At 64.2% G+C, this 25,712-nt stretch carries 25 protein-coding genes; 14 read left to right on the top strand and 11 right to left on the bottom strand.

Annotation, left to right across the window (positions count from 1 at the left end; all coding sequences use genetic code 11):
• Positions 1-225 precede the first annotated feature (225 nt).
• Positions 226-927: a response regulator gene (locus ACFY68_RS24360; RefSeq protein WP_387532746.1), complete on the top strand. Its 702-nt coding sequence runs from the start codon at positions 226-228 to the stop codon at positions 925-927.
• A complete protein-coding gene (locus ACFY68_RS24355; RefSeq protein ID WP_387532743.1) occupies positions 924-2,531 on the top strand; it encodes an ATP-binding protein in 1,608 nt (535 codons plus the stop codon). Before ACFY68_RS24360 ends, ACFY68_RS24355 begins: the two co-directional genes overlap by 4 nt.
• Positions 2,532-2,534: 3 nt before the next feature.
• On the opposite strand, the gene ACFY68_RS24350 is transcribed toward ACFY68_RS24355, so the two are convergent.
• Together ACFY68_RS24350 and ACFY68_RS24345 are read right to left on the bottom strand one after the other, a co-directional pair.
• Positions 2,535-3,236 (bottom strand): 4'-phosphopantetheinyl transferase, encoded by a 702-nt coding sequence (locus ACFY68_RS24350; protein ID WP_387532740.1) that lies wholly within the window; start codon positions 3,234-3,236, stop codon positions 2,535-2,537.
• A gap of 167 nt (positions 3,237-3,403) precedes the next feature.
• On the bottom strand, positions 3,404-4,195 hold the full coding sequence (locus tag ACFY68_RS24345; RefSeq protein WP_387532737.1) for a dienelactone hydrolase family protein: 792 nt from the start codon (positions 4,193-4,195) through the stop codon (positions 3,404-3,406).
• A 129-nt stretch (positions 4,196-4,324) separates the two neighbouring features.
• Here ACFY68_RS24345 and ACFY68_RS24340 point away from each other — a divergent pair, with 129 nt between their 5' ends.
• From ACFY68_RS24340 to ACFY68_RS24325, 4 genes are all read left to right on the top strand, one after another.
• Positions 4,325-4,930, top strand: coding sequence for an outer membrane protein (locus ACFY68_RS24340; RefSeq protein WP_387532734.1), 606 nt, complete (start codon positions 4,325-4,327; stop codon positions 4,928-4,930).
• 104 nt (positions 4,931-5,034) lie between these two features.
• On the top strand, positions 5,035-5,712 hold the full coding sequence (locus tag ACFY68_RS24335) for a response regulator (RefSeq protein WP_387532731.1): 678 nt from the start codon (positions 5,035-5,037) through the stop codon (positions 5,710-5,712).
• A complete protein-coding gene (locus ACFY68_RS24330; RefSeq protein ID WP_387532728.1) occupies positions 5,709-7,055 on the top strand; it encodes an ATP-binding protein in 1,347 nt (448 codons plus the stop codon). The genes ACFY68_RS24335 and ACFY68_RS24330 overlap by 4 nt, the downstream gene beginning before the upstream one ends.
• A gap of 295 nt (positions 7,056-7,350) precedes the next feature.
• Complete coding sequence (locus tag ACFY68_RS24325; protein WP_387532725.1) at positions 7,351-8,673, top strand: dicarboxylate/amino acid:cation symporter; 1,323 nt, start codon at positions 7,351-7,353, stop codon at positions 8,671-8,673.
• Between the two features lie 80 nt (positions 8,674-8,753).
• Here the strand turns inward: ACFY68_RS24325 and ACFY68_RS24320 are convergent, their stop codons facing one another.
• Positions 8,754-9,248 carry a SprT family zinc-dependent metalloprotease gene (locus ACFY68_RS24320; protein WP_387532722.1) on the bottom strand — a complete coding sequence of 165 codons (495 nt, stop codon included), beginning with the start codon at positions 9,246-9,248 and terminating at the stop codon, positions 8,754-8,756.
• 141 nt (positions 9,249-9,389) lie between these two features.
• Positions 9,390-9,989: a Yip1 family protein gene (locus ACFY68_RS24315; RefSeq protein WP_387532719.1), complete on the bottom strand. Its 600-nt coding sequence runs from the start codon at positions 9,987-9,989 to the stop codon at positions 9,390-9,392.
• A 263-nt stretch (positions 9,990-10,252) separates the two neighbouring features.
• Between ACFY68_RS24315 and ttcA the strand changes: the two genes are divergently transcribed.
• Both ttcA and ACFY68_RS24305 read left to right on the top strand, forming a co-directional pair.
• Positions 10,253-11,077 (top strand): tRNA 2-thiocytidine(32) synthetase TtcA, encoded by an 825-nt coding sequence (gene ttcA / locus ACFY68_RS24310; protein ID WP_346616112.1) that lies wholly within the window; start codon positions 10,253-10,255, stop codon positions 11,075-11,077.
• 4 nt (positions 11,078-11,081) lie between these two features.
• On the top strand, positions 11,082-11,753 hold the full coding sequence (locus tag ACFY68_RS24305; protein WP_387532716.1) for a DNA-3-methyladenine glycosylase I: 672 nt from the start codon (positions 11,082-11,084) through the stop codon (positions 11,751-11,753).
• A gap of 72 nt (positions 11,754-11,825) precedes the next feature.
• Here ACFY68_RS24305 and ACFY68_RS24300 read toward each other — a convergent pair whose 3' ends face one another.
• The 3 genes from ACFY68_RS24300 to arsC are packed head-to-tail and all read right to left on the bottom strand — an operon-like array spanning position 11,826 to position 13,187.
• Positions 11,826-12,239, bottom strand: a complete 414-nt coding sequence (locus tag ACFY68_RS24300) for a DUF2069 domain-containing protein (RefSeq protein ID WP_387532713.1) — start codon at positions 12,237-12,239, stop codon at positions 11,826-11,828.
• The gene (gene wrbA, locus ACFY68_RS24295; protein ID WP_387532710.1) at positions 12,232-12,837 is read right to left on the bottom strand and encodes an NAD(P)H:quinone oxidoreductase; all 606 of its coding nucleotides are present in this window, start codon (positions 12,835-12,837) and stop codon (positions 12,232-12,234) included. The genes ACFY68_RS24300 and wrbA overlap by 8 nt, the downstream gene beginning before the upstream one ends.
• Positions 12,834-13,187: an arsenate reductase (glutaredoxin) gene (arsC, locus tag ACFY68_RS24290; RefSeq protein ID WP_387532707.1), complete on the bottom strand. Its 354-nt coding sequence runs from the start codon at positions 13,185-13,187 to the stop codon at positions 12,834-12,836. The genes wrbA and arsC overlap by 4 nt, the downstream gene beginning before the upstream one ends.
• Positions 13,188-13,272: 85 nt before the next feature.
• On the opposite strand from arsC, the gene ACFY68_RS24285 reads away from it, so the two are divergent.
• Positions 13,273-13,737 carry a TlpA disulfide reductase family protein gene (locus tag ACFY68_RS24285; protein WP_346616107.1) on the top strand — a complete coding sequence of 155 codons (465 nt, stop codon included), beginning with the start codon at positions 13,273-13,275 and terminating at the stop codon, positions 13,735-13,737.
• A 109-nt stretch (positions 13,738-13,846) separates the two neighbouring features.
• Here ACFY68_RS24285 and ACFY68_RS24280 read toward each other — a convergent pair whose 3' ends face one another.
• The 4 genes from ACFY68_RS24280 to ACFY68_RS24265 all read right to left on the bottom strand — a co-directional run bounded on the left by ACFY68_RS24280 (position 13,847) and on the right by ACFY68_RS24265 (position 18,636).
• Positions 13,847-14,251, bottom strand: coding sequence for an META domain-containing protein (locus ACFY68_RS24280; RefSeq protein ID WP_387532703.1), 405 nt, complete (start codon positions 14,249-14,251; stop codon positions 13,847-13,849).
• The gene (locus ACFY68_RS24275) at positions 14,248-14,685 is read right to left on the bottom strand and encodes a hypothetical protein (protein WP_387532700.1); all 438 of its coding nucleotides are present in this window, start codon (positions 14,683-14,685) and stop codon (positions 14,248-14,250) included. The genes ACFY68_RS24280 and ACFY68_RS24275 overlap by 4 nt, the downstream gene beginning before the upstream one ends.
• Positions 14,686-14,716: 31 nt before the next feature.
• Positions 14,717-15,706, bottom strand: coding sequence for a 2-hydroxyacid dehydrogenase (locus ACFY68_RS24270; RefSeq protein ID WP_387532697.1), 990 nt, complete (start codon positions 15,704-15,706; stop codon positions 14,717-14,719).
• 170 nt (positions 15,707-15,876) lie between these two features.
• Complete coding sequence (locus tag ACFY68_RS24265; protein ID WP_387532695.1) at positions 15,877-18,636, bottom strand: response regulator; 2,760 nt, start codon at positions 18,634-18,636, stop codon at positions 15,877-15,879.
• 194 nt (positions 18,637-18,830) lie between these two features.
• On the opposite strand from ACFY68_RS24265, the gene ACFY68_RS24260 reads away from it, so the two are divergent.
• The 5 genes from ACFY68_RS24260 (at position 18,831) to relA (ending at position 25,628) form a co-directional block, all read left to right on the top strand.
• On the top strand, positions 18,831-19,547 hold the full coding sequence (locus ACFY68_RS24260; RefSeq protein WP_387532692.1) for a response regulator transcription factor: 717 nt from the start codon (positions 18,831-18,833) through the stop codon (positions 19,545-19,547).
• 3 nt (positions 19,548-19,550) lie between these two features.
• On the top strand, positions 19,551-20,945 hold the full coding sequence (locus ACFY68_RS24255; protein WP_387532689.1) for a histidine kinase sensor domain-containing protein: 1,395 nt from the start codon (positions 19,551-19,553) through the stop codon (positions 20,943-20,945).
• Positions 20,946-21,032: 87 nt separating this feature from the next.
• The gene (gene cysM, locus ACFY68_RS24250) at positions 21,033-21,932 is read left to right on the top strand and encodes a cysteine synthase CysM (protein ID WP_346616100.1); all 900 of its coding nucleotides are present in this window, start codon (positions 21,033-21,035) and stop codon (positions 21,930-21,932) included.
• On the top strand, positions 21,933-23,291 hold the full coding sequence (rlmD, locus tag ACFY68_RS24245; protein ID WP_387532686.1) for a 23S rRNA (uracil(1939)-C(5))-methyltransferase RlmD: 1,359 nt from the start codon (positions 21,933-21,935) through the stop codon (positions 23,289-23,291). It abuts the gene before it with no gap.
• A 96-nt stretch (positions 23,292-23,387) separates the two neighbouring features.
• Positions 23,388-25,628, top strand: coding sequence for a GTP diphosphokinase (gene relA, locus ACFY68_RS24240; protein WP_346616098.1), 2,241 nt, complete (start codon positions 23,388-23,390; stop codon positions 25,626-25,628).
• The last annotated feature ends 84 nt before the right edge of the window (positions 25,629-25,712 follow it).

The raw sequence follows: 25,712 nt of genomic DNA, 5'->3' as shown, positions 1-25,712 counted from the left end.
GGCTAACAACTATGGCCTATCAGGCCATGGCACGTTGCAACAAATGTAGGAGCGGGCTTGCCCGCGATGCGCCGCGCGGGCGGCGCTCGATCTCAAGGGCGCTGAAGATCCCAAGGCAAGCGCCCCGCGGGCGGCGCTCGATCTTGAGAACGCCGACACCCTATCGACAAGCACCTCGAAGCGACTCGAACTGCATCAAGACACAACAATAAAAGGCCAAACGCCATGGACCACCAACCCACCCCTCGCATCCTCATCGTCGAAGACGACCAGCGCCTCGCCGAACTCACAGCCGAATACCTGCAGGCCAACGGCTTCGAGGTGGCGGTGGAAGGCGATGGCGCCCGCGCTGCGCGGCGCATCGTCGACAGCCAGCCGGACCTTGTGGTCCTCGACCTGATGCTGCCTGGCGAGGATGGCCTGAGCATCTGCCGGCGCGTGCGGGGCCAATACCCCGGGCCGATCCTCATGCTCACCGCCCGCAGCGATGAACTCGACCAGGTGCAGGGCCTGGACCTGGGCGCCGACGATTACGTGTGCAAACCGGTGCGCCCACGCCTGTTGCTGGCGCGCATCCAGGCCCTGCTGCGGCGCAGCGAACCGGCAGATCACAAACGCCAGGAGCTGGCGTTCGGTGCGCTGCGCATAGACAACCGCCTGCGCGAAGCCAGGCTTGGTGAACAGCTGATCGAGCTGACCGGTGCCGAGTTCGACCTGCTTTGGCTGCTGGCGAGCAATGCCGGGCGGGTGCTGTCGCGCGAGCAGATCTTCACCGCCTTGCGTGGGGTCGGCTATGACGGCCAGGACCGCTCCATCGATGTGCGTATCTCCAAGATCCGCCCCAAGATCGGTGACGACCCGATCCACCCACGGCTGATCAAGACCCTGCGCAGCAAGGGCTACCTGTTCGTCGGCGATGCACCATGAACAACTCGATCTTCCTGCGCATCTACGGCGGCATGCTTGCGGTGCTGGTGCTGGTGGCCCTGCTCGGCGTGCTCAGCCTGCACCTGGTCAACGAGGTGCGCGCCGCCCAGCACCGTGAGCGCCTGGCGCAGGGCACGTTCAGCCTGATGGCCGACAACCTTGCCCAGCAGAACGAAACCGAACGCAAACGCTCGTTGCTGATGTGGGAGCGCCTGCTCGGCGTACCGCTGGACTTGCAGCCCATGTCGGCGCGCACCCTCGACGGCGGCCAGCGCGCGCGTTTGTACCGGGGGCTTGTGGTGGTGGAAAAGACCGGGCCGCACGCCGCGCAGGTACTGCGAAAGGTCGGCCAGGAGGATGTGCTGCTGGTCGCCGAGGTCAAGCAGGTCAGCGAACAGCTGGCGCGTGCCACCCTTTATCTGCTCACCGATGAACTGGTGCGCTACCCGGTAACCGAGCAGCAGCAACGCCTTGAGCAGTTGAAACAGAGTAAGGGTTTTGGTTTTGGCGTCGCCTTGCAGCGCCTGGAGCGGGTTGGCCTGGACGATGACCAGCGGCGCCGGGTAGAAGAGGGCGACACGGTCATGGCACTGGGCAAGGATGGCGATTCGATCCGCGTGTTCGCCGGCGTGCCGGGTTCACCCTGGGTACTGGAGATCGGCCCGCTGTACCAGCTCAACCCATACCCACCGCAGTTGCTGGTGCTGATCGCCTTCCTTGGCCTGTGCCTGATCGGCCTGGTGGTGTACTTGCTGGTGCGCCAGTTGGAACGCCGTGTGTCGGGGCTGGAAATCGCCGCCACGCGCATCGCCCAGGGCAGCCTGGAAACCCGTGTGCCGGCAGATGACGCCGATTCGGTGGGGCGGCTGGCAGCAGCGTTCAACGGCATGGCCGAACACCTGCAGCGCTCGCTGAACATGCAGCGCGAACTGGTGCGGGCGGTGTCCCATGAGCTGCGCACGCCGGTGGCGCGTTTGCGGTTTGGGCTGGAGATGATCGAAAGTGCGCCTACCGAGCAGGCCCGTGCGAAGCACCTGGCCGGCATGGACGGCGATATCCAGGACCTGGACAAGCTGGTGGACGAGATGCTGACCTATGCCCGCCTGGAGCAGGGCGCGCCCGCGCTGAAGTTCCAGCGCATCGACCTGGACGCCTTGCTGGGCCGGGTGATCGAGGAACTGGCGCCGCTGAACGCAGAGGTCAGGCTGGTGCGCGGTGAGTGCCACCTGCAGGACGGTGAAAGCGCCTGGGTCGAGGCCGAGCCGCGCTACCTGCACCGTGCCTTGCAGAACCTGGTCGGCAATGCACTGCGCCATGCCGGTTCCGAAGTGCGCCTGAGCTACCAGTTGGGCCAGCAGCGCTGCCGCATCGATGTCGAAGATGACGGGCCGGGCATACCGGAGGGTTACTGGGACCGCATCTTCACCCCCTTCACCCGGTTGGACGACAGCCGCACGCGGGCCTCGGGCGGGCATGGCCTGGGGTTGTCGATCGTGCGGCGGATCATCTACTGGCACGCTGGCCGGGCCACGGTGGGCCGCAGCGATGCCCTGGGCGGTGCCTGCTTCAGCCTGAGCTGGCCACGCGAGCAGGCGCCACTGTAAGCGCTATACGCTGACCAGGCTGAGCAGGTGGCCGTCCTGCATGCAGAACTGGCCTTCCAGCTCGACGCCGTGGTGCCATTCGGCCGACAGGTCGGTGAGTAGCCGCAGGCGTGCCAGGCCATCGGCGGACCACTGCAGCACTTCGGCGTGCTCGAAGTAGAAGCGCTGGCGGGTCAGGGGGTAGAGGGCCTTGAACAGGCTTTCCTTGAGCGAGAACGTCAGGGTCACGGTCAAGCCCAGTTGGCTGCGGTCCAGGCGTGCCAGCTCGGCGGGGGTGAGGATTTCGCCCATCAGGCGCTCGGCGCGTTCGTCGTCGAGCAGCGTTTCCTGGTCCAGGCCCAGGCCGTGCGCGCTGCCATTTGCGGCGACCACGGCGGCGGCCCAGCCTTTGCCGTGGGTGATCGAGCCGTGGATGCCGGCGGGCCAGATCGGCGAGCGGTCCTCATGGGTACCCGGCACGTAGTCTCGGCCATCCAGGTGCTGCAAGGCGGCGCGTGCGCAGACGCGCCCGGCCAGGTACTCGGCCTGGCGCTTGGCCACCGAGCGTTGCAGGCTGGCGCTGGGGACGATGCCGGCACGCTGGAAGTCGTCGGCGGCCAGGTGGCTGGGGTCGAAGGCGCAGCTGACCAGCACCGCACCGGGCAGCGGGCGGGGCAGGGGCCAGTGGTGCTGGAGCGGGGCACAGCAGGAAGGCAGTCTGTTCATGCCCGGTATTGTGCCAGCCGTTGTGGCTGTGTGGGAGATGGGGCTGCTGCGCAGCCCATCGCCGGCAAGGCGGCTCCTACAGATACGGCGCAGCAATCAGAAGGATTTCACAATAAATGTAGGAGCCGGCTTGCCGGCGATGGGCCGCAAAGCGGCCCTGGCGATCTTCACTTGAACACCTGTTTGAAGAACGCCTGCATATCCGCCCACGAACTTTGGTCTGCGGCCTTGTTGTAGCCAATGTCCGGCCCGCCATGCTCGCCATGGCTCAAGCGGTCGGCATCCGGGTTGGTGAAGCCATGCTTGGCCTCGGGAATGCTGACGAACTCATACTTGACCTTGGCCGCATCCATTTCCGCCTTGAACGCCGCCACCTGCTCCTCAGTGACCATGCTGTCGGCCGCGCCGTGCTCGACCAGTATGTCGGCCCGCACCACACCAGGCTTGGCCGGCGTCTGGGTGGCCAAGGCGCCATGGAAGCTCACCACACCGTCCAGTTTTTCGCCGCGCCGCGCCGCGTCGAGCACCACCTTGCCGCCGAAGCAGTAACCCACCGCGCCCAGTTTGTGCTTGTTGACGTTCGGCTGCTTCTTCAGCAGCTCAAGGCCAGCATCGAAGCGCGCGGCCGCTGCGGCCGGGTCCTTCATCGCTTCGGCCATGAAGGCCTGGGCATCCTGAGGATGCTCGGTGTGCTTGCCATCGCCGTACATGTCGATGGCCAGGGCCTTGTAGCCCAGCGCCGCGAGGTCACGAGCACGGCGCTTGGCATAGTCGTTCAGGCCCCACCATTCATGCACCACGACGATGCCCGGGCGTTTGTCGTCCAGCGCATCGTCATAGGCGTAGTAGCCGACAAAGCGCTTGCCTTCCTCGTCCTGGTAGGGGATCTCACGGGTCACTACTGCCGCCTGGGCAAGAGCGGCGCTGCACATCAGGGTCAAAGCCAGCAGGGCACGCATGTTCACTACTCCTTGTTTTGCAAACGGTTCGTTCAGCCGAGGTTCAGCCAGGGTTCAGCCGCGGTTCAGGGCGTCCTGCTTACTCTAGCTTCCAGACCGAAACAGCGCATTCAACTGGAGTAATACACCATGAAAACCTTCAACACCCTGCTTGCCGCCATGGCCGTCTGCGCCGCTGGCATCACCACCGCCCAGGCCGCCGACGACAATTTCGCCAGCCTCACGTACGGCCAGACCAGCGACAAGGTACGCAAGTCCGGCCTGCTGCAGCGCAATACCGATAACCTGAATGCCGACGGCATCATCGGCAAAGACGACACCTGGGGCGTGCGTTTGGGCAAAATCAATGAACAGGGTCGCTACTACATGACCTACGACAACGTTTCGGGAGACCACAGCGGCCTCAAGCTGCGCCAGGAAAACCTGTTGGGCAGCTACGACGTGTTCCTGCCCGTGGGCGATACCACCAAGCTGTTCGGTGGCGGCAGCCTGGGCATGACCAAGCTGACCCAGGATTCCCCCGGCGCCAGCCGTGATACCGATTATGGCTATGCTGTCGGCCTGCAGGCCGGTGTGATCCAGGAGATTACCGACAAAGCCTCGGTCGAGCTGGGCTACCGTTATCTGCGCACCAACGCGGCTACCGAAGTGGGTGAGAGCGGTGGGCCGAAAGACGGTACCCTGCGCCTGACCAGCAGCGCGCAAACCTACCTGTCGGCGAACTACAAGTTCTGAGGGGCGCGGTATCCTGTGCGGGCCTTATCGCGGGCAAGCGCGTTTCTGTAGCAGCGGGCTTGCCCGCGATAAGGCCCACACTGGCCCCTTAAAAGGAGAACCCAATGAAACTGCTGGTGGTCGAGGACGAAGCCCTGTTAAGGCACCACCTCTACACACGCCTGGGCGAAAGCGGCCATGTGGTCGAAGCCGTGGGCGATGCCGAAGAAGCGTTGTATCAAGCCGAGCAATTCCACTTCGACCTGGCCGTGATCGACCTGGGCCTACCCGGCATGAGCGGCCTGGAGCTGATCGGCCGCCTGCGCAGCCAAGCCAAGACCTTCCCCATTCTCATCCTCACCGCCCGCGGCAACTGGCAGGACAAGGTCGAAGGCCTGGCCGCCGGTGCTGACGATTATCTGGTCAAGCCCTTCCAGTTCGAAGAACTCGAAGCGCGCCTCAATGCCCTGCTGCGTCGCTCCAGCGGTTTTACCCAGTCGACCATCGCCGCAGGCCCCCTGGCCCTGGACCTCAACCGCAAACAGGCAACCCTCGACCAGCAGCCGCTGGCGCTCACCGCGTACGAGTACCGCATCCTCGAATACCTCATGCGTCATCACCAGCAGGTTGTGGCCAAGGAACGCCTGATGGAGCAGTTGTACCCCGGCGACGAGGAGCGTGACCCCAACGTCATCGAGGTGCTGGTCGGTCGCCTGCGGCGCAAGCTTGAGGGCGAGCAAGGCTTCAAGCCGATCGACACGGTGCGCGGCCTGGGCTATCTGTTCACCGAGCGCTGCCGATGATCCGTTCGCTGCGGGTGCGCCTGATGCTCGCGGCGGCGGTGCTGGCGGTGCTGTTCATGCTGGCGCTGCTGCCCGCCTTGCAGAAGGCCTTCAGCCTGGCCCTGCAGGAGGCGATAGAACAACGCCTGGCTTCAGACGTGACGACGCTGATTTCCGCCGCACGCATCGAGCATGGTCAGCTGAAGATGCCTGAGCTGCTGCCGGACGAGCGTTACAACCTGCCGTATACCGGCCTGCTCGGCTATATATTTGACCGCGACGGCAAGCTGGTCTGGCGCTCACGCGCCACCGCCGACCAGCACATCAATTACCAGCCGCGCTATGACGGGCGGGGCAACGAATTCGCGCGCATGCATCAGGATGACGGCGAAGAATTTTTCGTCTACGACGTCGAGATCAAGCTGCTCGGTGGCCAGAGCGCCGCTTACAGCATCGTCGCCCTGCTGCCGGTGCTCGAGTACAAGCAGACCCTCAGTGGCTTGCGCGAAAAACTCTACCTCGGCTTTGGCGCTGCCCTGCTGGCGTTGCTCATATTGCTTTGGGCCGGCTTGACCTGGGGGCTGCGCTCGTTGCGGCGGCTGAGCCGCGAGCTGGACGAAGTGGAAGCCGGCGCGCGCGATGGGCTTAGCACCGAACACCCGCGTGAACTGCTGCGCCTGACCGGTTCGCTCAACCGCTTGCTGCGCAGCGAGCGGGAACAGCGCCAGCGCTACCGCGATTCACTGGGGGACCTGGCGCACAGCCTCAAAACCCCGCTGGCAGTGCTGCAGGGCGTGGGGGAGAGCATGCAGCAGCGCGATAGCGAGCGTGAGCAGGCGTGGGTGCTGCAGAGCCAGATCGAGCGCATGAGCCAGCAAATCGACTACCAGCTGCAACGCGCCAGCCTGCGCAAGAGCGGCCTGGTGCGCCACAGTGTGCAGCTGCGCCCGGTGCTGGAGAGCCTGTGCAGCACCCTGGCCAAGGTCTACCGCGACAAGCGCGTCGAAGTGCAGCTGGAGGTGCCCGCCCAGGCGCAAGTGCCGATGGAGCAGGGCGCGCTGCTGGAATTGCTCGGCAATCTGCTGGAAAACGCCTATCGGCTGAGCCTTGGCCACGTTCGAGTCAGCTTGGCAGAATCCCCCAGGCAACTGACGGTATGCGTCGAAGATGACGGCCCCGGCGTGCCGCCCGACCAGCGCCAGCGGATTCTGGAGCGCGGCGAGCGGCTGGACCGTCAGCACCCGGGCCAGGGTATCGGCCTGGCGGTGGTCAAAGACATCATCGACAGCTACGACGCCGAGCTGAGCCTGGATGATTCGCCATTGGGCGGGGCGGCTTTCCGCATCACCTTTCATCTCGACTGATCCATAGGTTTGGGCGGATTCCCGCCATGCCCCCTGTACAAATCCCGCCACCGGGCGGAAATCCGCCATCTTTCTTCAGATGATTCGCACTGTCGTTGGGCATTTGCCCCTTGCAAATACGGGCTTTGCACCCTTGGTGGGCATTTTGGCATTGCCCTTGCTATCTGAGTTGGCAGAGGCCTGCCCAGGCAGCTCGAACACAACGACAAATCCCTCCGGGTGCAGGAGGGTTAGCGATTCAGGTGCCCCGACACCCTGGGAAGGGTGAAGCCGGCACACTTGAGGAAAATTAGCCATGACGACACGTCAGCCGCTGTACAAATCCCTGTATGTCCAGGTGATCGTTGCCATCACCATCGGCATTCTGCTCGGCCACTTCTACCCAGAAACCGGCGTTGCCCTCAAACCCTTGGGTGACGGCTTCGTCAAACTGATCAAGATGGTCATCGCGCCCATCATCTTCTGCACCGTGGTCAGCGGCATCGCCGGCATGCAGAGCATGAAGTCGGTCGGCAAGACTGGCGGCTATGCGCTCCTGTACTTCGAAATCGTCTCCACCATCGCCCTGATCATTGGCCTTGTGGTCGTCAACGTGGTCAAGCCGGGCGCTGGCATGCACATCGACGTCACTACGCTGAACGCCAGCAGTGTGGCCGCCTACGCCGCCGCCGGCGCGCAGCAGACCACCGTCGGCTTCCTGCTCAATATCATCCCCAACACCGTGGTAGGTGCGTTCGCCAACGGCGACATCCTGCAAGTGCTGATGTTCTCGGTGATCTTCGGCTTCGCCTTGCACCGCCTGGGCAGCTACGGCAAGCCACTGCTGGACCTGATCGACCGCTTCGCCCATGTCATGTTCAACATCATCAACATGATCATGAAGCTGGCCCCGATCGGTGCCTTCGGCGCCATGGCCTTCACCATCGGCCAGTACGGCGTTGGCTCGCTGGTGCAGCTGGGCTACCTGATGGCCTGCTTCTACATCACCTGCCTGCTGTTCGTGCTGGTGGTGCTGGGCGGCATCTGCCGGGCCCACGGCTTCAGCGTCCTCAAGCTGATCCGCTACATCCGTGAAGAGCTGCTGATCGTACTGGGTACCTCGTCCTCGGAGTCGGCCCTGCCACGCATGCTGGCCAAGATGGAGCGCCTGGGTGCCAAGAAGTCGGTAGTGGGCCTGGTGATCCCGACCGGTTACTCGTTCAACCTGGACGGCACCTCGATCTACCTGACCATGGCCGCGGTGTTCATCGCCCAGGCCACCGACACCACCATGGACATCACCCACCAGATCACCCTGCTGCTGGTGCTGCTGGTCGCGTCCAAAGGTGCTGCCGGTGTTACCGGTTCGGGCTTCATCGTGCTGGCCGCGACCCTGTCGGCGGTCGGCCACCTGCCGGTTGCCGGCCTGGCGCTGATCCTCGGTATCGACCGCTTCATGTCCGAAGCCCGCGCCTTGACCAACCTGATCGGCAACGCTGTGGCTACCGTGGTGGTGGCCAAGTGGGTGAAGGAAATGGACGACGACAAGCTGGCATCGGAGCTGGCTTCGGGTGGCGCGCCACTCGAACTGACCACCCCGACCGATGACCTGGGTGTTGCTGAAGTCCCGGTTCGTTGAGTGTGATGCAGGCATGAGAAAGGCGACCCTCGGGTCGCCTTTTTTGTGTCAGTACCAGCCTGTTCGCGGGGCAAGCCGGATCATTCAACCCGAGTCTCACCGCTGTACACCAGAATCTCCCGACACCGCCGACATAAATACCGCCGCCCCTGGTGCACCAGCTTGTGCCGCTGTGCAGTGAACGGAAAGTCACTCTGCGGGCAAGGGCAGCGATAGATGTAGCGGGTCGCCACCCGCCGGCGCACCTCATAGTTGTGGCAACGATTGGGCGGCAGTTCATACACCCCGCGCATGATCAGCTGCCATTCCTCGCCATGCGCCTGGATACGGTCGCCAAACAGTTGGTGGGCCACCAGGTGAGCCACCTCATGCGCCACTGTCTGGCGCAGGAAGTCTTCCTGGTTTTCGCGGTACAGCTGCAGGTTGAAGCGCAGCAGGTTCTCGTGCAGGTGGGCGACGCCCGCCTTCTGGCCGCGCAACTTGAAGCTGACTTCCGGGCGCGGGAAGGGGCGTTTGAAAAAGGTTTCAGCTTGCTGGTAACAGGTTTCGACGCGTTGTTTGAGCAGCTCGGGCATGGCGGGGCAATTCTCCTGACCGGGCATTATGCCGCAAGCATTCGCGGCCTGCCGAGACCGCCGGTCTGCACACAGCCAGAAGCCGCCTTGCGGCGGCCTCTGGTTTGATGCCCCAGTGTTGGATTTCTATGTGTTCAAACGCTAATTGGTATAGACGGGCCCCACGCCCAGTCCCCAGATGATCACGGTGGCAGCCATGATCGCTACCAGCACGACCAGGCCCACTGCCAGCACCGAGCTGGAGAACAGGAAGCCTTCATCGGACGGTATGTTCATGAACGTCGGCAGGCCGACGTACAGCAGGTAGACGGTGTAGCAAATGGCCGCGGTGCCCACCAGCATGCCCAGCCACAGGTGCGGGTAGAGCGCTGCCAGGCCGCCGAGGAACAGCGGGGTTGCGGTGTACGTGGCAAAGGCGATGCATTGCGCCATGGACGGGTTGGCGTCGTAGGTGCGGGCCATCCAGTGAATGAACGCGCCCATCACCGCCACCCCGGCGAGCATCGCCAGGTAGGACATGATGCTCATCCATATGGCGCTTTCCATGGTCAGCATGACCGCCGGGCGGCCACCAATCACCCAGCCCACCTGGGTGGTGCCGATGAATGCCGAAACGGCGGGGATCGCCGCCAGGATCAGCGTGTGTGTCAGGTACATGTGGCTGATGCTTTCTTCTTCTCCACGAATTTCCCGCCATTCCTGGTCGGGATGGGTAAACAGCCCCACAACGTGATGAATCATGCCGGTCACTCCTCTCAGTGTTGCCAATCGCCCCCCACATGGAGCGCAAGCGGCCCGAGGCCAGGACACCGAAGCAAAGCGGTAATGTGGCCTTATGTCGCAGTATAGGAAGCGGTTAACGGCACAAACCGCGCTTTTTAGAGCAAATCGCGCTGTCACGCCGGCTGCTGATTCCCTTGAAGTCTTTATCGGAATCCCTACAGCCGCGCGTGGTTTGTGCGTAAAATAGTCGGCTTTTGTCACACCTCGCGGATCCAAGCGCTATGGGCACCCTCTCGGTCAACCAGAACAAACTGCAAAAACGCCTGCGTCGTCTCGCCGGCGAAGCCATCACCGACTTCAACATGATCGAGGATGGCGACAAGGTCATGGTCTGCCTGTCTGGCGGCAAGGACAGCTACACCATGCTCGACGTTCTGTTGCACCTGCAGAAGGTGGCACCGATCAAGTTCGAGATCGTCGCGGTGAACATGGACCAGAAGCAGCCCGGCTTCCCCGAGCATGTGCTGCCGGCCTACCTCAAGGAGCTGGGCGTCGAGTACCACATCGTCGAGAAGGACACCTACTCGGTGGTCAAGGAGCTGGTACCCGAGGGCAAGACCACCTGCTCGCTGTGCTCGCGCCTGCGCCGCGGCACCCTGTACACCTTTGCCGACGAAATCGGTGCGACCAAGATGGCCCTGGGGCACCACCGCGACGACATCGTCGAGACGTTCTTCCTGAACATGTTCTTCAACGGCTCGCTCAAAGGCATGCCACCCAAGCTGCGCGCCGATGACGGCCGTAACGTGGTGATCCGCCCGCTGGCTTACTGCAGCGAGAAGGACATTCAGGCCTACTCGGACATGAAAGAATTCCCGATCATCCCGTGCAACCTGTGCGGCTCGCAGGAAAACCTGCAGCGCCAGGTGGTCAAGGACATGCTGGTGGAGTGGGAGCGCAAGCACCCGGGCCGTACCGAGAGCATCTTCCGTGCCTTGCAGAACGTTGCACCGTCGCAGCTGGCCGACCGCAACCTGTTCGACTTCACCAGCCTGAAAATCGACGAAAGCGCCACGCCGCGCTTCCTCGACGTGCTGAACATCTGAGCCCATGCGCGATTACCAGTGGTTGCATGAGTACTGCCTGAACCGCTTCGGCTCGGCCCAGGCCCTCGAAGCCTTTTTGCCGCAGCCGCGCACGCCCGCGCAGTTGCGCGACATCAGCGACGACCGCTACCTGTCGACCTTGGCCCTGCGGGTGTTCCGCGCCGGGCTCAAGCACAGCCTGGTGGACGCCAAGTGGCCGGCGTTCGAGCAGGTGTTCTTTGGGTTCGACCCGGAGAAGGTCGTGCTGATGGGCGCCGAGCACCTCGAGCGGATGATGCAGGACGTGCGCATCATCCGTCACCTGGGCAAGCTCAAGAGCGTACCGCGCAATGCGCAGATGATCCTCGATATCACCAAGGAGAAGGGCAGTTTTGGCGCGTTCATCGCCGACTGGCCGGTGACCGATATCGTCGGCTTGTGGAAATACCTGGCCAAGCACGGCAACCAGCTGGGCGGGTTATCTGCACCGCGCTTCCTGCGCATGGTCGGCAAGGATACGTTCATCCCCACCGACGACATGGCCGCCGCGCTGATTGCCCAGAAGGTGATCGACAAGCAGCCGACCAGCCAGCGCGATCTGGCATTGGTGCAGCAGGCGTTCAACCAGTGGCATGCCGAGAGCGGGCGGCCGCTGTGCCAGCTCTCTGTGATGCTGGCGCATACCGTCAACCATTGAGGTTGCCGGGCCGACGCGGCCTCTGTGGGAGCCGGCTTGCCGGCGATTGGGCTGCACAGCAGCCCCCCGACATCAACGCCCTTCGCCCGCCATGCGCCGCTCATGCTGGAACTTCCAGCGCACATACAGCAGCGCACTGACGAACAACCCCAGGCTCACCAGCACCTCAACCCAGCCAAACACCGCGCGCGCCGGGTCGAACGCCGCCAGCACGCCCTTTATGAAGTAGATATTCACCACAAAGCAGGTCCAGGCATGCGCCCGGGCGCTGCCCAGCAGCATGCCCGGCAGCAACAGCAGCAGGGGTATCAACTCGATCGCCAGGATCACCTCGACCCTCGCCCCGTGCAGGTTGGCGAACCACAGGTTGTTCACCACCAGCAGCGCGATCAGGCCAAAGAACAACGCCAGGCTCAATGCCCGCGTCAGGCGCAGGCGCGGTGCCAGCCATTCGACCGCGGGCAATACCTTGGGCTTCTTAGCCACGCGCGCCCTCCAAGGCCTTGGCGGTGCTCGCCAGGCGTTGGCCAAGGGCGCGGCACAGGGCGATCTCATGCGGGTCCAGCTCACGCTTGCCGTCGGCACCGGCATGGTGGCTGGCGCCGTAAGGCGTGCCGCCGCCGCGGGTTTCGAGCAGTGCCGATTCGCTGTACGGCAGGCCCATGACCAGCATGCCGTGGTGCATCAGCGGCAGCATCATCGACAGCAGGGTGGTCTCCTGGCCACCGTGCAGGCTGGCGGTGGAGGTGAATACCCCAGCCGGCTTGCCGACCAATTCACCGCCCAACCACAGGCTGCTGGTGCCATCGAGGAAGTACTTGAGCGGCGCGGCCATGTTGCCGAAACGGGTTGGGCTGCCCAACACCAGGCCGGCGCAGTGGCGCAAGTCGTCGAGGATGGCATACAGCGCGCCGCTGGCCGGGATGTCCGGGGCCACGGCTTCGCACTCGGTGGAAATCGCCGGCACCGTGCGCAGGCGTGCTTCCATGCCGGCCAGTTCGATGCCGCGGGCGATGTGCCGGGCCATTTCGCTGGTCGAGCCGTGACGGCTGTAATACAGCACCAGAATGTAAGGCGCACTCACGGCAGGATCTCCAGCACCTTCTCCGGTGGCCGGCCGATCACTGCCTTGTCACCGGCAACCAGTATTGGCCGCTCGATCAGTTTGGGGTTGTGGGCCATGGCGTCGATCAGTTGTGCGTCGGTCAGTGCCGGGTTGGCCAGCTCGAGTGCCTTGTATTCGTCTTCGCCGGTGCGCAGAAGCTGGCGTGGGGCGATACCCAGCTTGCCAAGCAGCGCTTTGAGGGTGGGCGCATCTGGCGGGGTTTCGAGGTAGCGCACGATGGTCGGCGCCAGGCCGCGTGCTTCGAGCAGTTCCAGCGCGCCGCGGGATTTAGAGCAGCGCGGGTTATGATAGAGCGTCAGGTCAGTCATGTCGGGTCGCATCCAGCTGGGTGTGGCGGCTATTCTAACCGTAGCGACTGACCCATTTGCTTGAAAACTTGATAAGGATTGACCCATGGCAAGGCGTTTGGCAGCAGTACTGGCCATCACCGCGAGCCTGTTGCTCGGTGGTTGCGGTGCCGACTACGGCGTGGACCAACACGGCAAGACGGTAAAGGCCGAGCAGCTCGACGGGCACTGGTTGGTGCTCAACTACTGGGCGGAATGGTGCGGCCCGTGCCGTACCGAGGTACCGGAACTGAACACGGCGGCCAAGCAGTGGGCGGCCGACGGTATCAAGGTAGTGGGGGTGAACTTCGATGGTTTGCAGGGGCAGGAGCTTAAGCAGGCTGCAGACACCCTGGGCATCGGCTTTACCGTGCTGGCCCAGGACCCGGCCGAGCGCTACGACCTGCCGCGCAGCGAGGCGTTGCCGGTGACCTACATCATCGATGACAAGGGCAAGGTGCGTGAGCAGCTGCTGGGCGAGCAGACCTTGGAAGGCTTGCAGGCCAAGATCAAGGCCCTCAAAGGCGCCTGATCCGAAAAGCTTCGCGGGGCAAGCCCGCTCCCACAGGTCTCGAATTCAGCACCATTGCTGTGGGAGCGGGCTTGCCCCGCGAAGGGCTGCAAAGCAGCCCCAGCAGTCTTCAGCCTTCCTCTGGCCAGAAGCGCAGCGGCTTGCCTTCGGCCGGCCAGAAGCGCATCTGCTCGATAGGCGAGACATCCCAACGCTGCACGGTCTCCAGCGCCTGCAGGAAGCGCTTTTCCTGCTCCATCAATGCTGGCGCGCACAGTTTGCGGGTCTTGCCGACCTTGCCGAAGCTCAAGTGCTCGCCATCAAGCGTATAGGGCGCAAACCAATGGTTGCAGCCCGCGTTGCCATAGGCGCGGCCATCGCTGGCCAAGGTCAGGGTCAGGTGGCTGTAGTCGATCAGCGGGCGTTCGCCGATCCATTCCAGCACATAGCTGCGCTCCTGCTGCAGCTTTGACGGTTCGGCGGCGCAGCCCAGCAGGCCGGTGGCAATCAGCGCGCCGGTCAGCAGGTTTTTCACGCGGTACGCTCCTGGCATTTCGGGCACAGGTGCTTGTCGCCATGGCTGGCCCAGCCCAGCTCGGCGATGCGTGCAGTGGCGGCTGGCTGGCGGGCTTTCTTGCCCAGCTTGGCGTCCACCGCGAACTCGAAGTCCAGCACTGCATCGCAGCTGTCGCATTCGGCTTGCCAGGTGAGGATTTCCAGCTCGTTGAACGCCGGGCCGCTGGCCACAGCCACCCACTGGCCGCGTGGGTTGATCAGGTGGCGCACGCTTTCAACGGTCAGCCGCATGGCCAGGTCCTTGCTGCCTTTGAGGGTTACCAGCAAGGCGTCGCCTTTGTGCATCGAACCACCGTTGCCGGTCACCTGATAGCGGCCCGGCACCAGGGCGCGGCATTCGATCAGGGTGTGTTGCGGGTTGAAAAGGGTGTAGCGGAAATCGTGCTCGACCATGGGTCCTCCAGAAATGCCGCGTATCCTAGCATCAACCTGTGACCAGATTCTGCGGATTCCCCGCCGCCCAGCGGATGATGTTGTCCAGCGTGGTGGCGGCAATGGCGTCGAGTGCTTCGCGGGTCAGGAACGCCTGGTGCGCGGTGACGATCACGTTGGGGAAGGTCAGCAACCGCGCCAGTACGTCGTCTTGCAGCGGCAGGTCGGAGCGGTCCTCGAAGAACAGCTGGGCTTCTTCTTCATAAACGTCCAGGCCCAGGTAGCCGAGCTGGCCGCTTTTCAGCGCGTCGACCAGTGCCGGGGTATCGACCAGCGCACCGCGGCCGGTGTTGATCAGCATGGCGCCGGGCTGCATCTGGGCCAGGCTTTGCGCGTTGATCAGGTGCCTGGTGTGCTCGGTCAGCGGGCAGTGCAGGCTGATGATGCGCGCCTCGCGCAGCAGTTCCGGCAGCGCCAGGTAGCGTGCCCCCAGGGCCAGCAATTCCGGGTTGGGGTAGGGGTCGAAGGCCAGCAGTTGGCAGCCGAAGCCCGCCATGATCCGGGCAAAGGCCGCGCCGATCTGGCCGGTGCCAACCACGCCGACGGTCTTGCCGTGCAGGTCGAAGCCGGTCAGGCCATGCAGGGTGAAGTCACCCTCGCGGGTGCGGTTGTAGGCCCGGTGCAGGCGCCGGTTGAGCGCAAGTATCAGCGCCACCGCATGTTCTGCCACGGCATGCGGCGAATAGGCGGGTACGCGCACCACCGCCAAGCCCAGGCGCGCGGCGGCGGCCAGGTCGACATGGTTGTAACCGGCTGAGCGCAGGGCGATCAGGCGTGTGCCGCCGGCGGCCAGGCGCTGCAGCACCGGGGCGTCGAGTTCATCGTTGATGAAAGCGCACACCACCTCGAAGCCCTGGGCCAGGGCGGCGGTGTCGAGGGTCAGGCGGGCGGACTGGAAATGCAGGTCCAGGGCGTTGGCTTGAGCGGCCTGGGTGAAGCTTTCCTGGTCGTAGTGCTGGCTGCTGAACAACAGTGCGCGCATGGTCGGGCTTCCTTTGCGGTGGTTGGGGGATTGTAGCCACCTGGCCGGTCAGGGATGTTGATCTGCACCGGCCTCATCGCCGGCAAGCCGGCTCCCACAGGTACCCCGCAGTTATCAAGCTCAGTGATCACCCTGTGGGAGCCGGCTTGCCGGCGATGAGGCCATGGAGGTCAGGCGCTCTGCCGCGCCTGCTCTGCCAGTCGGTTGATCGCGCCATCCAGCTCATCCAGTGCCTGCTGCGCCTGCGGGTGTTCCTGTTTGAGCAGGGTTTCGCTGCGCTGGCAGGCGGCGCGCAACTGCGGCACGCCGCAATAGCGCGAGGCACCGTTCAAACGGTGCACCTGTTCGATGAGCCTGTGGCGGTCCTGAGCTTCCCGCGCCGCACGAATGGCGTCCCGGTCGGAGGCCAGCGATGCCAGCAACATGCTCAGCATGTCCGCCGCCAGGTCCGGCTTGCCTGCGGCCAGGCGCAAGCCTTCCTCAGGGTCGAGCACCGGTAGATCCTGGCCCTCCGCCTGCTGTTCCTCCAGCCGTTCCAGCGGCCCGGCACCCAGGCTCAGGCCGGTCCATTTCATCACCACCTGGGCCAATTGGCGTTCGCTGATCGGTTTGGTCAGGTAGTCATCCATGCCGCTGTGCAGCAGGGCGCGTTTCTCATTGGCCATGGCGTGGGCAGTAAGGGCGACGATCGGCAGCGGGCTGCCGCTCTGGGTGTTTTCCCACAGGCGGATCTGCTCGGTGCAGGCGCGGCCGTCCATCCCTGGCATCTGAACGTCCATCAGCACCAGGTCGAAAGGTTCGCCTTGCACCGCCTGCACCGCGGCATAGCCGTTGTCGACCGCAAGCACTTCAGCGCCCAGGTCTTCCAGCAGGGTCTGTACCAGCAGCAGGTTGGCGGCGTTGTCGTCGACGCAGAGGATCTTCGGCTGGCGCTGGCCGCTCAGGCCTGGCGCCGTCTCGACGAGCGGCCTGCGTGGCTGCACCAACTCCAGCAACAAGCGGCGCAGCTTGCGTGTGCAGGTGGGTTTGGACAACAGCTGGCCGTGGCCATTGGGCAGGAAGGGGTGGTAGAGCGCCTGCTCGGTGGTCGGGCACAACACCACGCACTGGCAGTGGGAGCGCTCCAGTTGCTGGTGGTAATGCCCCAGTTGCTCGGGCGAGAGGTTGCCCAGGTTGGCGCCGAGCACGGCGAAATCGAACGGCATGCCCGCCTGCAAGCCTGCCTGCACACCTTGCAGCAGTTGCTCGAAGGAGGCGAACAGGCTGACGCTCAGGCCGCAGTCCTCAAGTTGGTGTTCAAGGGCCTGGCGGGCCAGCTCATGGCCGTCGACGATGGCCGCGCGGCGGCCCAGCAGCGGTTGCGGCGGCTGCTGTTCGATATCGTCGTGGGCCTTGGGCAGGCTCAGGCTGATCCAGAACTGCGAGCCTTCACCCGGCGTGCTGTCGACACCGATCTCGCCACCCATCTGCTCGATCAGCCGCTTGGAAATCACCAGCCCCAGGCCGGTGCCGCCTGGCTGGCGCGCCAGCGAGTTGTCGGCCTGGCTGAAGGCCTGAAACAGCGTTCGCACATCCTGGGGCGACAGGCCGATCCCCGTGTCCTGCACGCTGATGCGCAGTTGCGCGTTGTCTTCGTGTTCGTCTTCGAGCATCGCACGCACGACGATGGTGCCTTCGCGGGTGAACTTGATGGCGTTGCTCACCAGGTTGGTGAGGATCTGCTTGAGCCGCAGCGGGTCGCCGACCAGCGATGACGGGGTATCGCGGTAGATCAGGCTGAGCAGTTCGAGCTGCTTGGCGTGGGCGGCAGGGGCGAGGATGGTGAGGGTATCCTGGACCAGGTCGCGCAAGTTGAACGGTATGCTGTCGAGCACCAGCTTGCCGGCTTCGATCTTCGAAAAGTCGAGAATCTCGTTGATGATCCCCAGCAGGTTGTCGGCGGACTTCTCGATGGTGCTCAGGTAATCCAGTTGGCGCGGGGTGAGCTCGCTTTTCTGCAGCAGGTGGGTAAAGCCGAGGATGCCGTTGAGCGGGGTGCGGATCTCATGGCTCATGTTGGCCAGGAACTCCGACTTGATGCGGCTGGCTTCCAGGGCTTCCTTGCGCGCCATGTCCAGCTCGATGTTCTGGATCTCGATGGTTTCAAGGTTCTGGCGCACGTCCTCGGTGGCCTGGTCGATGCTGTGCTGCAGTTCTTCGTGGGCGCTGTGCAGGGTTTCGGCCATGCGGTTGATACCGCGGGCCAGCTCGTCCAGTTCGTGGCTGCCCATGGCCGGCAGGCGTTCTTCGAGGTGGCCGTCCTTCAACTGGTTGACCGCGTGCTTGATGCGCGCGATCGGGTCGTTGATGGTGCGGCTCATGCGCATCGCCAACAGGCCGCTGAGCACCAGGCAGGCGAGAATCAGCAGCACGCTGGTGAACAGGTTGCGGTAACCGCGCAGCAGGGTGCCGTCGTGCGACAGTTCGATCTCGACCCAGCCCAGCAGGCGCTCGGCTTCGGCCGGCACGGCATCGGTGGCCAGGTCGCGGTGGTGGCCGAACACCGGCATCAGGTAGCGGGTGGCGTCGTTGCCCGTTCGCTGCAGCAGCTGGGTGCCGGTACCGCCACTGGGCGGTTGGTTGATCATGCTGGGGCCGGCATGGGCCAGGCGGGAACGGTCCGGGGCCAGGAAGGCGACTGCGCGCACATCGGCCTGCTCCAGCGTCTGCGCGGCAATGCGCTCCAGTTGGGCAGGGGTCTGCCGGGCCAGTGCAGGCGCAGCCAGCGGTGCCAGTTGCTCGGCGAGCATCTTGCCGCGCTGCAGCAGCTGGGTGCGCAACTGGTCTTGCTGCAACCAGGTGAAATAGCTGCCCAGCACCAGAGCCATCAAGCTGGCAGGCAACAGCGCCAGCAGCAGTACCCGGCTTCTGATTCCCAAACGATCGAGCACACTCGCCTCCTGTGATGTGCCTGGATGCCGTCACCGGGGCGACGGCGCAAAGCGGAAAGTTACTCCGGCTGCTGGTCTAATGCACCCTTTTATAGCGGTTTTTACCGGTACGGCCCGGCATTGGTCGCCAGGCGGTTGCCTGGAGACCGAGCATGCTCAATAATCACGCAACTGAGAATGCATGGCAGTTGCCAATGAATCCCGTAGCTATTAACACATCCAGGATCCTCGCCATCGAGGACGATCCAGTCCTGGGCGCCTACCTGCACGAAGAACTGCAACGCGGCGGTTTTCAGGTGACCTTGTGCCGCAGCGGCCTCGAAGGCCTGGAAACGGCAGGCCGGCAAGCCTTCGACGTGGTGCTGATGGATATCCTGCTGCCCGGGCTCAACGGCCTGGATGCATTGGCCCAGCTGCGTCGGCGCAGCGCCACCCCGGTAATCCTGATGTCGGCGCTGGGGGCCGAGGCCGACCGAATCAGCGGTTTCCAGCGCGGTGCCGATGACTATCTGCCCAAGCCTTTCAGCATGGTCGAGTTGCGGGTGCGCATCGAGGCAATCCTGCGCCGCGTCGCGTTGGAGCGCCGCCATCAGCCGCCGTTGGATGCCGCCAGCAGCGAGCTGCGTTTTGACGAAACGCTGTGCGATGTCAGCCTCGGCGGCCAGCACGCAGGCCTGACACCGAGCGAGTACCGCCTGTTCGACATCCTCAACCGCAACGTTGACGAAGTGCTGAGCAAACCCTTCCTTTACCAGCACGTGCTGCAGCGCGGCTATTCGCGGCATGATCGCAGCCTGGACATGCATGTCAGCCAGATCCGCCGCAAGCTCAAGGGCATCGGCTACCTCGAGCGGCAGATCCGCACCGTGTGGGGCAAGGGCTACGTGCTCAGCGCCGGCGAGGCGGAGTAAACGATGCTCGATCGCCACTCGCTGTTCTGGAAGCTGTCCATCCTGCTGGTGGGCTTTTGCCTGTTGATGATTGGCCTCAGCTATACCTGGGGCCGCCACGTGGAAACCCAGAACGCCTTTCTCGACGAGCCTGCCCGCCAGGTGCTGCGCGGCTACGCCAGCGAGGCCGAGCTGGCCTGGCAAAAAGGTGGGCGAGCGGGGCTGGACCACTGGATCGCGGGCATGCACCAACGGGAGCACGGTTGGGTGGGCGTGCTCGACATCAACCTGCGGCCCCTCGACAGCGCCACCCTCGGGCCCGAGATCATGCAGCGGCTCACCCGCCTGCGGGGCGTCGACTGGCCCATGAGCCGGCGTACCGTCGACCAGCCCTGGTTACGCATACCGTTCCCGGGGGCGCCGCAGCAGGGCATGCTGGTGATTGAGCTGCCGGAGCGTTTCAACCCCGGCCAGCACCGCCTGCTGTGGCGAGTGGTGACCAATGGCATCATCCCCGGCCTGTTCACCTTGCTGCTGTGCGTTGGCCTTTACCGCATGCTGATCGTGCCGCTCAACCAGTTGCGCGAGCAGGCCAATGCCTGGCGCGCCGACCAGCTCTCGGCGCGCCTGGATTCACGCACTATTGCCCGGCATGACGAGCTGGGCGAACTGGCCCGTGCCTTCGACCAGATGGCCGAGCGGCTGCAAGGCACGGTGGCCATGCAGCAACAGTTGCTGCGGGATTTGTCCCATGAGATGCGCACGCCGCTAAGCCGCCTGCGCGTGGCCTGCGACGGCGAAACCGACCTGCAGCGGTTGCGCGAGCGGCTGGGGCGTGAAGTGGACTGCATGCAGCAACTGGTCGAGAACACCTTGCAGCTGGCCTGGCAGGATGCCGAGCGTGCACCGATGAACCTTGAGCCCATCCAGGTGCAGGCGCTTTGGGACCTGCTGGCCGAGGATGCCAGTTACGAAAGCGGGTGGTCGCACGAACAACTGCGCTGCGAACTGCCCGTCGACTGCTGGGTACAGGGCAATCTCAACTACCTCGCCCAGGCCATGGAGAACGTGCTGCGCAATGCCATCCGCCATTCGCCGAAGAACGGCCTGGTGCGCCTGGCCGGGCTGCGCGAAGGGGGTTATTGGCGCTTGTGGCTTGAAGATGAAGGCGGTGGGGTGGCCGAGGAAGATCTGGAGCGAATCTTTGCGCCGTTTACCCGGCTCGATGGCTCGCGGCCCGGCGACGGTGGTTTCGGCTTGGGCTTGAGCATCGCCCGCAGTGCGATCCAGCGCCAGGGCGGCACGCTGTGGGCTGAAAACGGCGATCGCGGGCTGCGCTTGTGTATGCGTTTGCCGGCCCATATCGCCGCACCTACGGGCGCTGCACACCCCGCGAACCCTATGGCTTATAGCTTGTAGCTATATCCTCCACAGATTGCGTGATATGGCGGGGAAGTGTTTGCCGGTATGATAGGCGCCCCTGCCGTCCGGATTGTGAAATACGCCATGACCTTGCAGTACCCAACCATCGCCGATTGCGTCGGCAATACGCCTCTGGTTCGCCTGCAGCGCATCGCTGGCGAAACCAGCAATACCCTCCTGCTCAAGCTCGAAGGTAACAATCCTGCCGGCTCCGTGAAAGATCGCCCGGCACTGTCAATGATTACCCGCGCCGAGTTGCGCGGCCAGATCAAGCCCGGCGACACCCTGATCGAAGCGACCTCCGGTAACACCGGCATCGCCCTGGCCATGGCGGCGGCGATCAAGGGCTACAAGATGATCCTGATCATGCCCGACAACTCCACCGCCGAACGCAAGGCGGCGATGACCGCCTACGGCGCCGAGTTGATTCTGGTCACCAAGGAAGAGGGCATGGAAGGCGCCCGCGACCTGGCCGAAAAGCTGCAGGCCGAAGGCCGTGGCCTGGTCCTCGACCAGTTCGCCAATGGCGACAACCCGATTGCCCATTACAACAGCACCGGCCCGGAAATCTGGCAGCAGACCCAAGGCAGCATTACCCATTTCGTCAGCTCCATGGGGACCACCGGCACCATCATGGGGTGCTCGCAGTACCTCAAGGAGCAGAACCCGGCCGTGCAGATCGTCGGCCTGCAGCCGATGGAAGGCTCGGCCATCCCGGGCATTCGCCGCTGGCCCGAGGAATACCTGCCGAAAATCTTCGACGCCACCCGGGTTGACCGCGTGGTGGACATGTCCCAGCAAGAGGCTGAGGACACCACTCGCCGCCTTGCCCGTGAAGAGGGCATTTTCTGCGGTGTGTCTTCCGGTGGTGCGGTGGCGGCTATGCTGCGCTTGTCCCGTGAAGTTGAAAACGCGGTAATGGTCGCGATCATTTGTGACCGTGGCGACCGTTACCTGTCCACCGGCCTGTTTGACCCGAGCTAAATGTCCAGAAAGAAAAGCAACAGCGGCCTGCGCTTCCAGCCGGCCGGCGGCGACCGCGCACCCCAGGTACCCGTGGGTAAAAAACAGCGCCTGGACATCGAGCGCCTGGCCGGTGACGGCCGGGGCATCGCCTTCCACGACGGGCGCACCTGGTTTGTCAGCGGTGCCCTGGCGGGCGAAGCGGTAGAGGCGCGCGTGCTCAATGCCCGCGGCAAGGTAGTGGAGGCACGCCTTGAGCGTGTGCTGCAAGCCAGCCCCGAGCGCCGCGAAGCGCCGTGCCGCTACTACGCCCGCTGCGGTGGCTGCAACCTGCAGCACCTGCCGCACGAGGGCCAGCTGGCGCTCAAGCAGCGCACTCTGGCCGAACAGCTGCAACGGGTTGCTGGCGTGCAACCTGAAGAGTGGGCCGCGCCTTTGAGCGGGCCGGAGTTCGGCTACCGGCGGCGGGCGCGAGTAGCGGTGCGCTGGGATGTGAAAGCCCGGCAGCTGGAGGTCGGCTTCCGTGCCGAGGCCAGCCAGGCCATCGTTGCCATCGACGAGTGCGCCGTGCTGGTACAGCCCTTGCAGTCCATTCTGCGTCACCTGCCCACGGTGCTGCGTTCGCTGAGCAAGCCGCAGGTCATCGGCCATGTCGAGTTGTTCAGCGGCACAGCCGAGGCCTTGTTGGTGCGGCATGTGGCGCCGTTGCCAGCTGAAGACCTGGCCAAGCTGCAGGCATTTTGCAGCGAGGCCAGGGCACAGCTGTGGCTGCAAGGTGAGGGCGAGCCAGCGCCGGTAGATAGCGACGCTGAACTGGGCTTCGCGCTGGAGCCCTGGCAACTGCAGCTGGCCTGGCGCCCAGGCGACTTCGTCCAGGTCAACGCCCAGGTCAACACGGCGATGATCGAGCAGGCCCTGGCCTGGCTCGCACCGCAGGCTGACGAACGCGTGCTGGACCTGTTCTGCGGCCTGGGCAACTTCGCCCTGCCGCTGGCCCGGCAGGCGCGTGAGGTGGTGGCGGTGGAAGGTGTGCAGGCCATGGTCGATCGGGCCGCGGCCAATGCCCGAAACAACAATGTGCATAACGCGCAGTTTTTTCAGGCCGATTTATCGCAGCCTTTGGCAGGCGCCGGATGGGCCGCCGAGGGCTTTTCTGCGGTACTCTTGGATCCACCACGCGACGGTGCTTTCGAAGTCGTGCAAGGCATCGCACGGCTCAAGGCCAAGCGGCTGGTTTACGTATCGTGCAACCCGGCCACGCTGGCGCGAGATGCGCAGGTGCTGGTCGGCCAAGGGTACCGGTTAAAAAGGGCCGGGATTCTCGACATGTTTCCTCAGACGGCGCATGTCGAAGCCATGGCGTTATTCGAAGCGGGCTAGCCAACTGGCCCCTTGGTGCGGTTTCCATGGAATGGAGGCCACACGGTGATAGCCAGCGCACCCGCGTGGTGCGCTGTATGGAAAGGTAAAGCAAAGATGGTACAGGTGAGAGTGCACCAGCCGGTCAACACCGACGGCAGTATCAATCTCGAAGCATGGCTGGATCACGTGGTGAGCGTCGATTCGGCATTGGATCGCGTGGCACTCAAAGAGGCCTGCGAGTTCGCCCAGGAAATCGAGAAAAAGGGCAACCCGGCCAAGCATTCGTGGGCCGATGGTACCTCCAGTTTTCAGGCAGGCCTGGAAATCGCCGAAATCCTCGCCGACCTCAAGCTGGACCAGGATTCCCTGGTGGCGGCGGTCATCTACCGTTCGGTGCGTGAGGGCAAGGTGACCCTGGCCGAGGTGGGGCAGCGGTTCGGCCCGGTGGTGTCCAAGCTGATTGACGGCGTGCTGCGCATGGCTGCCATCAGCGCTAGCCTCAGCCCGCGCCAGTCGCTGGTGCTGGGCTCCCAGGCGCAGGTCGAGAACCTGCGCAAGATGCTGGTGGCGATGGTCGACGATGTGCGCGTGGCATTGATCAAGCTGGCCGAGCGTACCTGCGCGATCCGTGCGGTGAAGTCCGCCGATGACGAAAAGCGCCTGCGCGTCGCGCGCGAGGTGGCCGACATCTATGCCCCGCTGGCCCATCGCCTGGGCATCGGCCACATCAAGTGGGAGCTGGAAGACCTGTCCTTCCGCTACCTCGAGCCCGAGCAGTACAAGCAGATCGCCAAGCTGCTGCATGAGCGCCGGCTGGACCGCGAGCGCTTCATCAGCGACGTGATGAACCAACTCCAGAACGAGCTGCTGGCCACCGGGGTCAACGCCGACATCAGCGGCCGGGCGAAACATATTTATTCGATCTGGCGCAAGATGCAGCGCAAAGGCCTGGAGTTCAGCCAGATCTACGATGTGCGCGCGGTGCGTGTGCTGGTGCCGGAGGTGCGCGATTGCTACACCGCGCTGGGTATCGTGCACACACTCTGGCGGCACATCCCCAAAGAGTTCGACGACTACATCGCCAACCCCAAGGAGAACGGTTACCGCTCGCTGCACACCGCGGTCATCGGCCCCGAAGGCAAGGTGCTGGAAGTGCAGATCCGTACCCACGGCATGCACGAGGAAGCCGAGCTCGGCGTCTGCGCCCACTGGCGCTACAAGGGCACCGACGTCAAGCCCAGCTCCAACCACTATGAAGAGAAGATTTCCTGGCTGCGCCAGGTGCTCGAATGGCACGAAGAACTGGGGGATATTGGCGGCCTGGCCGAACAGCTGCGAGTCGATATCGAGCCTGACCGGGTGTACATCTTCACCCCTGACGGCCACGCCATCGACCTGCCCAAGGGCGCCACGCCGCTGGACTTCGCTTACCGCGTGCACACCGAGATCGGCCACAACTGCCGTGGCGCCAAGATCAACGGGCGCATCGTGCCGCTCAACTACAGCCTGCAGACCGGCGAGCAGGTGGAGATCATCACCAGCAAGCACGGCAGCCCGAGCCGTGACTGGCTGAACTCCAACCTGGGCTATGTCACGACTTCGCGGGCGCGGGCCAAGATCGTCCACTGGTTCAAGCTGCAGGCGCGCGACCAGAACGTTGCCGCAGGCAAGAGCCTGCTCGAGCGCGAGCTCAGCCGCCTGGGCTTGCCGCAGGTGGACTTCGAGCGCCTGGCCGAGAAGACCAACGTCAAGACCGCCGAGGACATGTTCGCCTCGCTCGGTGCTGGCGACCTGCGCCTGGCGCACTTGGTCAACGCTGCCCAGCAACTGCTCGAACCCGACCGTATCGAGCAGATCGAACTGGTGCCGCGCAAGCCAACCGGCACGCGTACCGGCAAGCGTGGCGACATCCAGATCCAGGGCGTCGGCAACCTGCTCACGCAGATGGCCGGCTGCTGCCAGCCGCTGCCGGGCGATGCCATCGTCGGCTATATCACCCAGGGCCGCGGCGTGAGCATTCACCGCCAGGACTGCGCCTCGGTGCTGCAACTGTCGGGGCGTGAGCCGGAGCGGATGATCCAGGTCAATTGGGGCCCGATACCGGTGCAGACCTACCCGGTCGACATCGTCATCCGTGCCTATGACCGCCCAGGCCTGCTGCGTGACGTGTCGCAGGTGCTGCTCAACGAGAAGATCAACGTGCTGGCGGTCAACACCCGCTCGAACAAGGAAGACAACACCGCGCTGATGTCGCTGACCATCGAAATTCCAGGCCTGGATGCGCTGGGGCGTCTGCTGGGCAGGATCTCGCAGTTGCCGAACATCATCGAAACGCGGCGTAATCGTACCCCTTGAGACCGAGGTGGCTGCTTCGCGGGCAAGCCCGCTCCCACAATAATGGCGCAAGGTATGTGGGAGCGGGCTTGCCCGCGAAGGGCG

Source organism: Pseudomonas sp. NPDC012596 (assembly GCF_042902325.1).
Lineage (GTDB): Bacteria > Pseudomonadota > Gammaproteobacteria > Pseudomonadales > Pseudomonadaceae > Aquipseudomonas.
This window is presented reverse-complemented; position numbering and strand designations above follow the sequence as displayed.

Bases quoted from the DNA above. Each gene is read 5' to 3' on its own strand.
- ACFY68_RS24360 (WP_387532746.1), top strand. From the start codon at position 226: ATGGACCACCAACCCACCCCTCGCATCCTCATCGTCGAAGACGACCAG.
- ACFY68_RS24355 (WP_387532743.1), top strand. From the start codon at position 924: ATGAACAACTCGATCTTCCTGCGCATCTACGGCGGCATGCTTGCGGTG.
- ACFY68_RS24350 (WP_387532740.1), bottom strand. From the start codon at position 3,236: ATGAACAGACTGCCTTCCTGCTGTGCCCCGCTCCAGCACCACTGGCCC.
- ACFY68_RS24345 (WP_387532737.1), bottom strand. From the start codon at position 4,195: ATGCGTGCCCTGCTGGCTTTGACCCTGATGTGCAGCGCCGCTCTTGCC.
- ACFY68_RS24340 (WP_387532734.1), top strand. From the start codon at position 4,325: ATGAAAACCTTCAACACCCTGCTTGCCGCCATGGCCGTCTGCGCCGCT.
- ACFY68_RS24335 (WP_387532731.1), top strand. From the start codon at position 5,035: ATGAAACTGCTGGTGGTCGAGGACGAAGCCCTGTTAAGGCACCACCTC.
- ACFY68_RS24330 (WP_387532728.1), top strand. From the start codon at position 5,709: ATGATCCGTTCGCTGCGGGTGCGCCTGATGCTCGCGGCGGCGGTGCTG.
- ACFY68_RS24325 (WP_387532725.1), top strand. From the start codon at position 7,351: ATGACGACACGTCAGCCGCTGTACAAATCCCTGTATGTCCAGGTGATC.
- ACFY68_RS24320 (WP_387532722.1), bottom strand. From the start codon at position 9,248: ATGCCCGAGCTGCTCAAACAACGCGTCGAAACCTGTTACCAGCAAGCT.
- ACFY68_RS24315 (WP_387532719.1), bottom strand. From the start codon at position 9,989: ATGATTCATCACGTTGTGGGGCTGTTTACCCATCCCGACCAGGAATGG.
- ttcA (WP_346616112.1), top strand. From the start codon at position 10,253: ATGGGCACCCTCTCGGTCAACCAGAACAAACTGCAAAAACGCCTGCGT.
- ACFY68_RS24305 (WP_387532716.1), top strand. From the start codon at position 11,082: ATGCGCGATTACCAGTGGTTGCATGAGTACTGCCTGAACCGCTTCGGC.
- arsC (WP_387532707.1), bottom strand. From the start codon at position 13,187: ATGACTGACCTGACGCTCTATCATAACCCGCGCTGCTCTAAATCCCGC.
- ACFY68_RS24285 (WP_346616107.1), top strand. From the start codon at position 13,273: ATGGCAAGGCGTTTGGCAGCAGTACTGGCCATCACCGCGAGCCTGTTG.
- ACFY68_RS24275 (WP_387532700.1), bottom strand. From the start codon at position 14,685: ATGGTCGAGCACGATTTCCGCTACACCCTTTTCAACCCGCAACACACC.
- ACFY68_RS24270 (WP_387532697.1), bottom strand. From the start codon at position 15,706: ATGCGCGCACTGTTGTTCAGCAGCCAGCACTACGACCAGGAAAGCTTC.
- ACFY68_RS24260 (WP_387532692.1), top strand. From the start codon at position 18,831: ATGAATCCCGTAGCTATTAACACATCCAGGATCCTCGCCATCGAGGAC.
- ACFY68_RS24255 (WP_387532689.1), top strand. From the start codon at position 19,551: ATGCTCGATCGCCACTCGCTGTTCTGGAAGCTGTCCATCCTGCTGGTG.
- cysM (WP_346616100.1), top strand. From the start codon at position 21,033: ATGACCTTGCAGTACCCAACCATCGCCGATTGCGTCGGCAATACGCCT.
- rlmD (WP_387532686.1), top strand. From the start codon at position 21,933: ATGTCCAGAAAGAAAAGCAACAGCGGCCTGCGCTTCCAGCCGGCCGGC.
- relA (WP_346616098.1), top strand. From the start codon at position 23,388: ATGGTACAGGTGAGAGTGCACCAGCCGGTCAACACCGACGGCAGTATC.